This is a genomic window from Marinococcus sp. PL1-022 (assembly GCF_033845285.1).
Lineage (GTDB): Bacteria > Bacillota > Bacilli > Bacillales > Marinococcaceae > Marinococcus.
Window position 1 is genome coordinate 59,872 of the sequence record NZ_JAWXCX010000001.1, and the last position, 13,323, is coordinate 73,194.

At 49.7% G+C, this 13,323-nt stretch carries 9 protein-coding genes, 1 tRNA gene and 3 rRNA genes; 11 read left to right on the plus strand and 2 right to left on the minus strand.

Annotated elements, in window-relative coordinates:
- The first annotated feature begins 121 nt into the window (after positions 1 to 121).
- The 3 genes from rplM (at position 122) to SIC45_RS00360 (ending at position 2,219) form a co-directional block, all read left to right on the plus strand.
- A complete protein-coding gene (rplM, locus tag SIC45_RS00350) occupies positions 122 to 559 on the plus strand; it encodes a 50S ribosomal protein L13 (protein WP_022794500.1) in 438 nt (145 codons plus the stop codon).
- 20 nt (positions 560 to 579) lie between these two features.
- Positions 580 to 972 carry a 30S ribosomal protein S9 gene (gene rpsI / locus SIC45_RS00355; protein WP_091616686.1) on the plus strand — a complete coding sequence of 131 codons (393 nt, stop codon included), beginning with the start codon at positions 580 to 582 and terminating at the stop codon, positions 970 to 972.
- A gap of 194 nt (positions 973 to 1,166) precedes the next feature.
- Entirely contained in the window at positions 1,167 to 2,219 is a 1,053-nt protein-coding gene (locus SIC45_RS00360; protein ID WP_319630646.1) for an Mrp/NBP35 family ATP-binding protein, read from the plus strand.
- 48 nt (positions 2,220 to 2,267) lie between these two features.
- On the opposite strand, the gene SIC45_RS00365 is transcribed toward SIC45_RS00360, so the two are convergent.
- Complete coding sequence (locus tag SIC45_RS00365; RefSeq protein WP_319630647.1) at positions 2,268 to 3,125, minus strand: HAD family hydrolase; 858 nt, start codon at positions 3,123 to 3,125, stop codon at positions 2,268 to 2,270.
- Between the two features lie 401 nt (positions 3,126 to 3,526).
- On the opposite strand from SIC45_RS00365, the gene SIC45_RS00370 reads away from it, so the two are divergent.
- The 8 genes from SIC45_RS00370 to SIC45_RS00405 all read left to right on the plus strand — a co-directional run bounded on the left by SIC45_RS00370 (position 3,527) and on the right by SIC45_RS00405 (position 12,158).
- A 16S ribosomal RNA gene (locus tag SIC45_RS00370) occupies positions 3,527 to 5,099 on the plus strand.
- A gap of 198 nt (positions 5,100 to 5,297) precedes the next feature.
- Positions 5,298 to 8,231, plus strand: a 23S ribosomal RNA gene (locus SIC45_RS00375).
- 65 nt (positions 8,232 to 8,296) lie between these two features.
- Positions 8,297 to 8,413: ribosomal RNA gene (rrf, locus tag SIC45_RS00380) — 5S ribosomal RNA — on the plus strand.
- The 16S, 23S and 5S rRNA genes sit together here with 1 tRNA gene alongside, the layout of an rRNA operon.
- 161 nt (positions 8,414 to 8,574) lie before the next feature.
- Positions 8,575 to 8,650, plus strand: a tRNA-Thr gene (locus SIC45_RS00385).
- Between the two features lie 179 nt (positions 8,651 to 8,829).
- Positions 8,830 to 9,486 (plus strand): poly-gamma-glutamate hydrolase family protein, encoded by a 657-nt coding sequence (locus SIC45_RS00390; protein WP_319630648.1) that lies wholly within the window; start codon positions 8,830 to 8,832, stop codon positions 9,484 to 9,486.
- A gap of 300 nt (positions 9,487 to 9,786) precedes the next feature.
- Positions 9,787 to 10,329: a GNAT family protein gene (locus tag SIC45_RS00395; protein WP_319630649.1), complete on the plus strand. Its 543-nt coding sequence runs from the start codon at positions 9,787 to 9,789 to the stop codon at positions 10,327 to 10,329.
- 80 nt (positions 10,330 to 10,409) lie between these two features.
- A complete protein-coding gene (locus tag SIC45_RS00400) occupies positions 10,410 to 11,063 on the plus strand; it encodes a deoxynucleoside kinase (protein ID WP_298784533.1) in 654 nt (217 codons plus the stop codon).
- Between the two features lie 342 nt (positions 11,064 to 11,405).
- On the plus strand, positions 11,406 to 12,158 hold the full coding sequence (locus SIC45_RS00405; RefSeq protein WP_319630650.1) for a peptidoglycan DD-metalloendopeptidase family protein: 753 nt from the start codon (positions 11,406 to 11,408) through the stop codon (positions 12,156 to 12,158).
- A 94-nt stretch (positions 12,159 to 12,252) separates the two neighbouring features.
- On the opposite strand, the gene SIC45_RS00410 is transcribed toward SIC45_RS00405, so the two are convergent.
- Positions 12,253 to 13,116, minus strand: a complete 864-nt coding sequence (locus SIC45_RS00410) for a SurA N-terminal domain-containing protein (protein ID WP_319630651.1) — start codon at positions 13,114 to 13,116, stop codon at positions 12,253 to 12,255.
- Positions 13,117 to 13,323 lie beyond the last annotated feature (207 nt).

The window sequence follows — 13,323 nt, forward strand, 5'->3', positions numbered from 1 at the left end:
ATTATACGATGTTATTTGGCATTTCACGTCCCACTGCCCCGGGATACGGAATGATGAGCGTAAATAAGACAAGTGATCGATGATATAATCGGCAGAGAATTGATTTAGGAGGGAAACAACTATGCGTACGACATACATGGCTAAGCCAGGCGACGTAAAACGCAAATGGTACGTAGTAGACGCACAAGGCCAGACACTCGGACGTCTTGCAAGTGAAGTCGCTGCAATCCTTCGCGGTAAAACAAAGCCACAATACACCCCGCACATCGACGTTGGGGATAACGTGATTATTGTTAATGCAGAAAAAATCCACTTGACAGGGAAAAAGCTTTCTCAAAAGTATTATCACCGTCACAGCGGTTATCCAGGTGGACTGAGATCTACACGCGCAGACGACATGCGTCGTGAGAAACCAGAAAAAATGCTCGAAATTGCTATTAAAGGCATGCTTCCGAAAAATACTCTTGGCCGTGAACAAGGCAAGAAGCTATTTGTATACGAAGGCCCAGAGCACAATCACCAGGCACAACAACCAGAAGAACTGCAACTGCGCGGTTAAAATAAAAGGAGGGACTACATTTGGCACAAGTACAATATTACGGTACTGGACGCCGGAAAAACTCATCGGCTAGAGTTTTTCTTGAGCCAGGCGATGGAAAAATCACTGTAAACGACCGTGAACTCGACGAGTATTTCAATCTTGAAACATTGAAGCTTGTTGTAAAGCAGCCACTCGCTGCTACAGGCACGGAAGGTTCTTATGACATTAAAGTAACTGTAAGAGGCGGCGGCTTCACCGGCCAGGCTGGTGCTATCCGTCACGGAGTAGCGCGCGCTCTCCTGAAAGTAGACCCGGATTTCCGTCCTACTCTGAAATCTGAAGGCTACCTGACTCGTGACGCACGTATGAAAGAACGTAAAAAATACGGTCTCAAATCAGCACGTCGTGCGCCACAGTTCTCGAAGCGTTAATTCATCTCTTTATCCAAAAACTCCTTCTGCATTCAGCAGAGGGAGTTTTCTTTTTATCTGGTTTGCTTATGTGTAAAGAAAAAACGCCGGGTTTTAGTTGTAAACGTTTGAAATCTGCTTCTTAAAAACGGTATGCTAGATAAGGAATGTTTCCAATAGTTACAGCTATAGTCTAGAGAAGGAAGGTGTACAATGTGATTACAGAAGAACAGGTGCGCGAAGCACTTCAGTCCATAGAAGATCCTGATCTGGGCAAGCCGATCGTTGAAACCGGCGGTATCCGTAGTATCAGTGTGAAAGATGACAGCAAGGTGCGTTTAAAAATAGCATTGGCTAAGACTGGTACTCCTGAACAAATGCAGATGCAGCAGCAGGTAGTGGATACGCTCAAAGAAGCCGGGGCCGACTCAGTGGGACTCCGCTTTGAAACTCTTGAACCCGAAGAAGTAGAAAAAGCCGGAGGGTTAAAAGGAGAAGAAGGACCGAAAATTTTATCTGAGGACAACAAGACTCAGTTTATTACCATTGCAAGCGGTAAAGGCGGAGTCGGTAAATCTACAGTTACAGTGAACACAGCTGTGGCGCTGGCCCGTGCCGGAAAAAAGGTAGGTATTATCGACGCAGACATATACGGCTTCAGTGTACCGGATATGATGGGCATTGAAGAACGCCCGAAGGTACAGGATGAACGGATTTATCCGGTAGAGCGTTTCGGCGTTAAAGTCATTTCGATGGGATTCTTTGTGGAGGATAACGCTCCGGTAGTCTGGAGAGGCCCAATGCTTGGAAAAATGCTGAATAACTTCTTTAATGAAGTGGAGTGGGGCGACCTTAATTACCTGCTGTTGGATCTTCCGCCGGGAACAGGGGACGTGGCACTCGATGTTCACACTACCCTGCCGGAAAGCCAGGAAATCATCGTTACTACGCCGCATCCGACGGCGGCATTTGTAGCTGCCCGTGCCGGAGCAATGGCGATTAAAACCAATCACCGTGTATTGGGGATTATTGAAAACATGGCTTATTATGAAAGCCGCAGCGGTGAGAAGGAATACGTCTTCGGCGAGGGCGGAGCAGACCGTCTGGCTGACGAGTTAAAGGTTGGCATTCTCAGCCGCATTCCATTGGGTCAGCCGCTTGAAGACGACAGTGTGTTCGCCCCATCTGTTTATCAGCCGGAGCACCCGATCGGTGAGCTCTATGATGAATTGGCGTCAACGATTATGAATAAAGTACCGAGTGAATAGCATCCAGTAAACAGAAGCCGCCCGCAGATATCTGCGGGCGGCTTCTTGCTATTTGTTGTATTGAATGAGCTCTTCCATCGGCTGCTGAAGAGATGGCACAGTATAAATATATTTGGAGGGAGAATCAGCTAAAGGGCTGATATGAATACCTTCAATTCCAAGCAGAACGCCGGGCATCACATCATTCATTAGGTTATCTCCGATGACCATCGTTTCCTGAGGACTGACCCGGTACTCTTCCAATAATTGTTCGTAATGATCCTTCGTTTCTGCCGGTTTGTTCGCAGAAGTAATCCTGGTGTAGGGAGGAAGCAGATCATGCAGGTTTAACTGCTGTAAAATGGATTCTGCGTCTTCATCGTCGCTATTGGTGACTAACACCATCTGCTTTCCATTAGATTGAAGCCACTGCAGCCCGGATCGAAGCGAAGGAGTCTGGGAAAGCTGGAAGGCTTCAGATGACATATATGTTTTTGTTTCCACGTAAGCGGCATAGGCTTCTTCTTTCGAAACACCGAAATGTCTGGCAGTAGCGTGGGGAGTCCACCACCCGTCCCCGATAGCTATTTTTTTGTCAAAGTCAAAAGAAAGGTTCTTATACTCTCCGGCCCACAGAGAAGGTTCCATTTCTTTCCCGCTCCAATTGACGACTCTTACTGGCTGGGCGGTGACCGGGTCGAGATAGAGGATACGGTCGTTCTCTGCATCATACGCTGTGCCTATCTGCAGAGCCCGCTCGCCGTTTTGAACAGCTTCGTACTCGGAGAAAAATGCAGGTCTTTCTTTTTCTGCGATAAAGGCAGCCAGCCGTTCAGCGTAATAATCAAAGTGTTCAGTATCCTCATATAGAGTACCATCGAGGTCGAAAATCAATAACTCTTTATCATTCCAGTGGATATCGGCCAACGGTCAATTCTCTCCTTTCTTCCATTACATACCACTAGAATAGCATAAAATACGAAGCAGTTAGTAATCAGAATAAAAAGAAAAGACCTATAAGAGGCTAACGGAAGCAATAGATAATTACACATTACTTTATTTGTACATTTTTTTAAAAGAAATTATAAAAAGTTGTTGACCGCTTAGAGCCACGGTGATATATTTATACATGCGCTTCCGAGAGAGGCGGAAAAACAACAGCCGGAAATAATAAATTTCATAAAAGTTGTTGACTTTCATTTACCTACTTGGTATGATATTAATTGTCGCTTTGAGCGGCAGATCGTTCTTTGAAAAGGAAAGACAAGCCAGAGCCCCAAAGAAAAGAATCAAATTTAGGGCATTTCGGATGCCACAGCATCAAACTTTTTACGGAGAGTTTGATCCTGGCTCAGGACGAACGCTGGCGGCGTGCCTAATACATGCAAGTCGAGCGCGGGAAGCCGGCGGACTCCTTCGGGAGGAAACCGGTGGAACGAGCGGCGGACGGGTGAGTAACACGTGGGCAACCTGCCGGACTGATGGGAATAACCCCGGGAAACCGGGGCTAATGCCCAATACGCCCTGACCTCGCCTGAGGTCAGCGGTAAAGCAGGGATCTTCGGATCCTTGCACAGTCCGATGGGCCCGCGGCGCATTAGCTAGTTGGAGAGGTAAGGGCTCCCCAAGGCGACGATGCGTAGCCGACCTGAGAGGGTGATCGGCCACACTGGGACTGAGACACGGCCCAGACTCCTACGGGAGGCAGCAGTAGGGAATCATCCGCAATGGGCGAAAGCCTGACGGTGCAACGCCGCGTGAGTGATGAAGGTTTTCGGATCGTAAAGCTCTGTTGACAGGGAAGAACCCACGTCAGTCGAACAGGCTGGCGTGCTGACGGTACCTGTCCAGAAAGCCCCGGCTAACTACGTGCCAGCAGCCGCGGTAATACGTAGGGGGCAAGCGTTGTCCGGAATTATTGGGCGTAAAGGGCACGCAGGCGGTTTCGTCAGTCCGATGTGACAGGCCACGGCTCAACCGTGGAAGGCCATTGGAAACTGCGAAACTTGAGGACAGAAGAGGAGAGTGGAATTCCACGTGTAGCGGTGAAATGCGTAGATATGTGGAGGAACACCAGTGGCGAAGGCGACTCTCTGGTCTGTACCTGACGCTGAGGTGCGAAAGCATGGGGAGCAAACAGGATTAGATACCCTGGTAGTCCATGCCGTAAACGCTGAGTGCTAGGTGTTAGGGGTTTCGATACCCGTAGTGCCGAAGCTAACGCATTAAGCACTCCGCCTGGGGAGTACGACCGCAAGGTTGAAACTCAAAGGAATTGACGGGGGCCCGCACAAGCGGTGGAGCATGTGGTTTAATTCGACGCAACGCGAAGAACCTTACCAGATCTTGACATCTTCCGCTACGCCTCGAGAGAGGCGGTTCCCCTTCGGGGGACGGAATGACAGGTGGTGCATGGTTGTCGTCAGCTCGTGTCGTGAGATGTTGGGTTAAGTCCCGCAACGAGCGCAACCCCTAATCTTAGTTGCCAGCATTCAGTTGGGCACTCTAAGGTGACTGCCGGTGACAAACCGGAGGAAGGTGGGGATGACGTCAAATCATCATGCCCCTTATGATCTGGGCTACACACGTGCTACAATGGATGGTACAACGGGATGCGAACCCGCGAGGGGGAGCCAATCCAGAAAAGCCATTCTCAGTTCGGATTGCAGGCTGCAACTCGCCTGCATGAAGCCGGAATCGCTAGTAATCGCGGATCAGCATGCCGCGGTGAATACGTTCCCGGGCCTTGTACACACCGCCCGTCACACCACGAGAGTTTGCAACACCCGAAGTCGGTGAGGGAACCCTTCTGGGACCCAGCCGCCGAAGGTGGGGCAGATGATTGGGGTGAAGTCGTAACAAGGTATCCCTACCGGAAGGTGGGGATGGATCACCTCCTTTCTATGGAGCAGTACCCCGGTCCCGCAGGGACCGGGCAGGGGCCTGGCTTGGCTTTCCTTTTGAGAGATACGATCTCTCTATTTGTTTTTTGCACGTGGGACCTTGACAACCGAATACCGAGACCAACACACACAAGCAACACAAGGCTGCCGGCTGTTTCGGCCGGCGGCCGCGTCGAAGAATGACCGCGTATCGAGTGGTTAAGAAGAAAAGGGCGCACGGTGGATGCCTTGGCACTAGGAGCCGAAGAAGGACGCGACGAACGGCGAAACGCTCCGGGGAGCTGTACGTAAGCTTTGATCCGGAGATGTCCGAATGGGGAAACCCGCCTTCCGTCATGGGAAGGCGTCCGGCCGCTGAACACATAGGCGCCGGACGGTAGACCCGGAGAACTGAAACATCTTAGTACCCGGAGGAAGAGAAAGCAAACGCGATTTCCCGAGTAGCGGCGAGCGAAACGGAATCAGCCCAAACCGGGATGCTTGCATCCCGGGGTTGTAGGACCCCCGCACGGCAGGCGGGGAGGATAGGCGAAGCGGCCTGGAAAGGCCCGCCAGAGACGGTAACAGCCCGGTAGCCGACATCCTCCCCCCGCCGGGGGTATCCTGAGTACGACGGGACACGAGAAATCCCGTCGGAAGCTGGGAGGACCATCTCCCAAGGCTAAATACTCCCTAGTGACCGATAGTGAACCAGTACCGTGAGGGAAAGGTGAAAAGCACCCCGGAAGGGGAGTGAAACAGATCCTGAAACCGTGTGCCTACAAGAAGTCGGAGCCCGTTAAGGGGTGACGGCGTGCCTTTTGTAGAATGAACCGGCGAGTTACGCTCGTCTGCAAGGTTAAGCCGCAAAGGCGGAGCCGCAGCGAAAGCGAGTCTGAAGAGGGCGATGCAGTAGGCGGGCGTAGACCCGAAACCAGGTGATCTACCCATGACCAGGGTGAAGGCCAGGTAACACTGGCTGGAGGCCCGAACCCACGCAAGTTGAAAATTGCGGGGATGAGTCGTGGGTAGCGGTGAAATGCCAATCGAACCTGGAGATAGCTGGTTCTCCCCGAAATAGCTTTAGGGCTAGCCTCGGGTATGAGAGTCCTGGAGGTAGAGCACTGATTGGACGAGGGGTCCTTCCCGGATTACCGAATTCAGTCAAACTCCGAATGCCAGCGACTTGCTGCCCGGGAGTCAGACGGCGAGTGCTAAGATCCGTCGTCGAGAGGGAAACAGCCCAGACCACCGGCTAAGGTCCCTAAGTCTGCGTTAAGTGGAAAAGGATGTGGAGTTGCTTAGACAACTAGGATGTTGGCTTAGAAGCAGCCATCATTGAAAGAGTGCGTAATAGCTCACTAGTCGAGTGACTCTGCGCCGACAATGTACCGGGGCTAAACGCAGCACCGAAGCCGTGGACTCTCCCGCATGGGAGAGATGGTAGGGGAGCGTTCCAGGGGCTTTGAAGCCGGACCGTGAGGACCGGTGGAGCGCCTGGAAGTGAGAATGCCGGTATGAGTAGCGAAAAGAAGGGTGAGAATCCCTTCCGTCGAAAACCCAAGGTTTCCTGAGGAAGGCTCGTCCGCTCAGGGTTAGTCGGGTCCTAAGCCGAGGCCGAAAGGCGTAGGCGATGGAAAACAGGTTGATATTCCTGTACCACCTCCGTTCCATTTGAGTGATGGGGGGACGCAGGCAGGCACGGCCGCGCGCTGCTGGACATGCGCGTTGAAGCTGGCAAGGCCGGGGGAGCGGCAAATCCCTCCCCCAGACGGCCAAGCGGTGACCAGGAGGGCCCTACGGGGCCCGAAGGGCCGGCACCTACCCTGCCAAGAAAAGCCTCTAGCGAGGAACGTGGTGCCCGTACCGTAAACCGACACAGGTAGGTGGGATGAGTATTCTAAGACGCGCGGGAAAACTCTCGTTAAGGAACTCGGCAAAAGGACCCCGTAACTTCGGGAGAAGGGGTGCTCCCCGGGGTGAATAGCCCCAGGGAGCCGCAGTGAAAGGGCCCAAGCGACTGTTTATCAAAAACACAGGTCTCTGCGAAGCCGTAAGGCGAAGTATAGGGGCTGACACCTGCCCGGTGCTGGAAGGTTAAGAGGAGGCGTTATCCCCCTTCGGGGGGAGAAGCGCCGAATTGAAGCCCCAGTAAACGGCGGCCGTAACTATAACGGTCCTAAGGTAGCGAAATTCCTTGTCGGGTAAGTTCCGACCCGCACGAAAGGTGCAACGACTTGGGCACTGTCTCAACGAGAGACCCGGTGAAATTATAATACCTGTGAAGATGCAGGTTCCCCGCGACAGGACGGAAAGACCCCATGGAGCTTTACTGTAGCTTGACATTGGATGTGGGTACCACTTGTACAGGATAGGTAGGAGCCATCGAATCCGGACCGCCAGGTTCGGAGGAGGCGCTGGTGGGATACTACCCTGGTGGTATCGACATTCTAACCGCAGGCCGTGATCCGGCCTCGGGACCGTGTCAGGTGGGCAGTTTGACTGGGGCGGTCGCCTCCCAAACAGTAACGGAGGCGCCCAATGGTTCCCTCAGAATGGTCGGACATCATTCGCAGAGTGCAAAGGCACAAGGGAGCTTGACTGCGAGACCTACAAGTCGAGCAGGGACGAAAGTCGGGCTTAGTGATCCGGCGGCACCGCATGGAAGGGCCGTCGCTCAACGGATAAAAGCTACCCTGGGGATAACAGGCTAATCTCTCCCAAGAGTTCACATCGACGGGGAGGTTTGGCACCTCGATGTCGGCTCATCGCATCCTGGGGCTGAAGTAGGTCCCAAGGGTTGGGCTGTTCGCCCATTAAAGCGGTACGCGAGCTGGGTTCAGAACGTCGTGAGACAGTTCGGTCCCTATCCGTCGCGGGCGCAGGAAAGGTGAAAGGAGCTGTCCTTAGTACGAGAGGACCGGGATGGACACACCGCTGGTGTACCAGTTGTTCCGCCAGGAGCACTGCTGGGTAGCTACGTGTGGACGGGATAAGTGCTGAAAGCATCTAAGCATGAAGCCCCCCTTAAGATGACCTTTCCCCTCTACGGAGATAAGACCCCTTGAAGATGACGAGGTAGATAGGTCCGGCGTGGACGCATGGCGACATGTGCAGCGGACGGATACTAATCGGTCGAAGTCTTATCCACGCACAGCACGATACGCGGCGGTGGCTGCGGTCTCGGTATTTGGTTGTCAGGGCCCGACGGGCCAGTCCGGTGGCAACAGCGAAGAGGATCCACCCGTTCCCATGCCGAACACGGAAGTTAAGCTCTTCAGCGTTGATGATAGCCGGGGGTTCTCCCCCCGTGAAAGTAGATCGCTGCCGGGCACTAAAGCCTTTTTCTCTTACTGGAGAGAAAGGCTTTTATTATATGAAATCATTTAACAATTGAGGTTGACTATGGCTTTAATGCCCTTTACAATAGTATTTGTGTCTGAATAGGGCATACGTAAGCTTACATAGCATAGATGAGACATTTTATTTTATCTGCTTCCTTAGCTCAGCAGGTAGAGCGCATCCATGGTAAGGATGAGGTCACCGGTTCGAATCCGGTAGGAAGCTCCATTAGTTAAATGACAACGCCAGTCCGAAACATCGGACTGGCGTTTTTTATCCAGGACGCTTATAACAGAAGACGTGTGGGATAAATATACTCCTTATTTTAAAAATTAACGTAATAGGGTAAACTATACTCGTTCCGACAAATGGATGGTTACTGTTAAAGAAGCGGTGGTGAAGTTTAAATGAGGAAAAAATACGCTGATTATGCTGAATTAAATGCTGGTGAATTAGAAGGCCGTGATTATGACATACGTGTACTTTTGGGTAGCCATAGAACCCTTGTGGCTCTGGCTCCGCATGGGGGAGCTATCGAAGCGGGAACCAGCGAACTGGTCGAAGAGCTTCACCGCAGCTGTCACTTTTCCGCCTATGATTTTCACGCTAAAAAGCGTACTGGTAACAGAAGGCTCCATATCAGATCCACGTGTTTCGATGAACCAAGAGCCCTCTCACTGGCTGCTGAAGCTTTATTTACAGTTACTCTTCATGGATACCGGGGCGAAGAGAGAAAAACCTATATAGGAGGACTGGATACGTCCACGGCAGACCTTATAGGTGCAGAGCTGGCTGCTTCCGGTTTTAGTGTGGATTTTGAACCACCATCTGCTATAGAAGGAAAATATAAAGGGAATATATGTAATAAAAACAGAAGAAAGCAGGGCGTACAGCTTGAAATCAGTTCAGCCCAGCGCCGTGCTTTTTTTGCTAATGAAGACTTGAGCAGTGCGAATAGAGGCAATCGCCTTTCTTCTTTTTATGAGTATGCCGGGGCGATTGGGAGAGCTTTGAGGCGGGCGGAAACCACCGTTTGTGTTACAGAAATGCAGATGTCTGAATAATCAACCGGGATGTTTCAAAAGCCTGGTTATTACATAAAAAGCTGATAAAAAGCGATACCCGCATTCACAGCAAACAGAAGGCCGATAAGGATGCCTCCCAGTAGGGACAGGGAGCTAACCCGTATCCGTGGATCGCGGACAGTAAGAGCTGCGGCCAGGATTAACGTGACGAGTGCTGAAAGGTAAAATCCGAGCCGCCGCCAGCTTGGGAATTGCTGCCGGCTTTCTCCTGCCCCTTGTAAGTATAACGCATGGGGAGATGTCCTTTATAATAAAATAGGGAAAAAGAGAGGAGCTTTTATGTTTACATATCGTATCCGGGAAGATCTTTATTTAAAGCTGCTGGAGCCATCAGATGCCGAGGCCGTTTTTACGCTCACAGACAACTCGCGGGAGCATCTAAGAGAGTGGCTGCCGTGGGTGGATCATACAAATGAAAAAGAGGATACAAAAGCGTTCATTCATAATGTGCGGCATGGATGGGCGGATCAAAAAATGTTTTCGGCCGGTATCGTTTTTCAAGGAAGCATTGCTGGAATAGCCGGCTTCAACCGTCTGGATCACCAAAACAACCTTGGGGAAATTGGTTACTGGCTTGGAGAGAATTATCAGGGAAAAGGCATTATGACTGCGGTAACAGAAGCCTTTATTTCTTATGGCTTTGAACAGCTTGGTTTAAATAAAATCGTTATAAAAGTTGCCACGGCTAACGAAAAAAGCCGTGCTGTACCGGAGAGATTGGGATTTAAGCAGGAGGGCACACTGCGGCAGGAGCACTGGCTGCATGACCAATACGTGGATATTGCGGTATATAGTCTGCTGAATGAAGAATGGAAAATTTAAACGGTCGCAACTGCGCAGCAAAGTATATTATAATAGTGCAATGTGTGCAAATCCATAATTAGATTGAGGGGTTATTTTTGGTGATTGTAGTAAGCGGAATGATTGGAATTGGCAAAACGAGTGTCGCGCAGATACTTGGAGACGGCCTGGACTCGAAAGTGTACTATGAGCATGTATCGGACAACCCGATTCTTCCTTTGTTTTATCAGGCAGATCAAAAGGAAATTAATGAAAAAAGGTATCCATTTTTGCTTCAGCTCTATTTTCTCCGGACAAGGTTCCAATCGATTAAACAGGCTTACAAGGATAACGATGCTATTTTGGATCGGAGCATTTATGAAGACTGGTATTTTACAAAAATTAATCGTGATCTCGGAAACATTAACGATATGGAGTTTTCCATTTATGAAGGCCTGCTTGAAGAAATGATGAAAGAAATTGAAGGTCTCCCTTATAAAAAGGCACCGGATCTTAATGTTTATCTGCGTGGCTCCTTCGAAACAGTAATGGACCGGATCTTCGAACGCGGACGGGATTTCGAACAGGATGAGGAGCTGGTGGAATACTACCGGAAGCTCTGGGAAGGCTACGACGACTGGCTGGAAAATTACTATAGCGCAAGCGATACACTAATTGTAGATATGGATAAGACCGATGTCGTTCATAATCCGCAGGATGCTGAAGATTTGGTGGAACAGGTGAAGACTCTCCTGCATGCGAAAAATAAAATATAGACAGAATAAAGCTCCCGGGAATAAAGTCTCCGGGAGCTATTTCTTATATAACTAGAAAATTATGAAGGAAAAGTATGGAAAAGGATAAATATTGAATATTATTGCATGACAAACATTGCAGGTTTATTTCAAAAAATTGTAATAGTTTACAGTCTTCTAACAACAATGTGTAAGACCTTGTAGTGCTGAGAGCCGCTACGTATACTAAGCCGTAAGCAAACATATCAAATAAAAAATCAGGAGGTGACAGCGTTAATTTATTAACAGGCAGAGCTTATACATATAGGAAACAAAGACGTACCCCAAAGGCAACACTGTTAATAAACATAACGTGCACTATTTATGAAAAAATTTGTAATGAGTTCGGCGGTAGCGGCAGCAATTTTATTCGCTCCCTCAGTAGCGGACGCTTCTATTGGAGATCAGAACCTTAAATCGGGTATGAAGGATTCAGATGTTTCAGAGCTGCAGCAGTGGTTGAATGATAAAGGCTACGAAGCAGGGCCTGTAGACGGCGTCTTTGGACCGCTGACAAAGCAGGGTGTTGAAGCGTTTCAGGCAGCGCAAAGTATTTCCGTCGATGGCATTGCCGGACCACAAACATTTGGAGAGATGAATTTAGGAGATTCGACTACCCCGCAAAGCAGCTCTGACTCGTCAGAGGATACAGCGGTAGCCGCAGAGTCTACATACAGCAGCTCCGGATTTGCGCTTCCGGCTTCCGGGCACGTAACGTCTGAATACGGCCAGCGCGGCAGCGGCTCCCATAATGGAATCGACATTGGGTACGGCGGAAGTTCAAGCATTTCTGCTTCCGCTTCTGGAACAGTAACATACGCCGGCACCATGAACGGCTATGGCAATACAATTATTTTAGAGCATACTGTTGATGGGCAAACGTACAATACCCTATACGCTCATCTGAGATCCATCAGCGTATCAAACGGGGAAGCAGTATCTCAGGGAGAAGGTATCGGTATCATGGGTAACACCGGCCGAAGTACGGGCAGACACCTGCACTTTGAAGTGCATGAAGGAGCCTGGAACGGGGCAAAATCAAACGCTGTTAACCCGCGTTCCTACGTTTCTTTCTAAGCAAATTCTAAAAACAGCGCAGCCTCTGCATAAGAGGCTGCGCTGTTTTATTCGTATAAAAAGCCCCGGCTTAGCAGCCGGGGCTTGAGATCAGTTATTCTTCAGAATCGCTGTTTCCTTCTGATTCGGATGCTACATTGTTTTCGATGTCTGCATCCTCACGCAGCTGATCAGTATATTCCTGCTGTTGCTCCTGCTGTTTCTGTGATTCAAGCTGTTGTTCGAGCTGCGGACGAAGGTCCTCAAGAGAACCGGCTTCTTCTCCCTGACCCTGGGAGATCTGATCGTATAATTCTTCTACTTCTTCGTCAGACACTTCAACTTCTTCGACTTGTTCATCCAGAAGAGCATTTATCTGTAGAGAAGTTCGTGCTTCTTCACGCAGTTCTTCCTCTGTGTAACCCTGCTCTTCAAGAGCCTGCTGGTATTCTTCATCAGATTCAAACTGCTCTTTAAGAGAGCTAATCTGCTCATCTATATCTTCTTCATTCACTTCATAATCCCCTGCCTCGGCTTCCTGGGCCAGAAGCTCCTGGTCAATAAGGGATTCAGCTGTTCGCTCTTTTAGATCTGTTTGAAGTTCTTCATTGCTTTGATCACCGGAGGCGGCAGCTTGCGCAGCATACTGCTCATAGTTAGTAGTGAATATTGGTTCAAATTCCTCTTTGGTAATTTCTTCTCCATTCACAGTAGCTACTGTGTCAGGTACATCGCTTAAATCCGGTTCAGGTAAATCTTCCGCCTGTTCTTCGCCGGATGCCTGTTCATCAGAGGATCCTTCATCTGAATTTTCCTGCTGGTTGTTTTCATTGTTGTTATTGGAGTTTTCCTCTGACTGCTGCTCTTCGTTTTCGTTATTGTTATCAGAGGAATTCTCCCCGCCGTCGCCGTTACTGCAGGCGCCAATGATAGCTACCGACAGGGCGAGGCCTGTGCTCAGAATCCATTTTTTACTCACTCTGATTTCTCCTCTCCATTGTATGCTCTCCGGGCATTGTAACACACGCCGTTACTCCTGTATGCTTTAATAGTCTATAAAAATGTATAATTATTATGAAAACTTGTAAAAGAAGAAAAAAGTGTTGAAAGTTACGAAAGAATGTAGGGAAATCTCAAAATTTCCCGGGAAATGTCCATAATATTACGGAAAGAAGAGGTGGGAGCT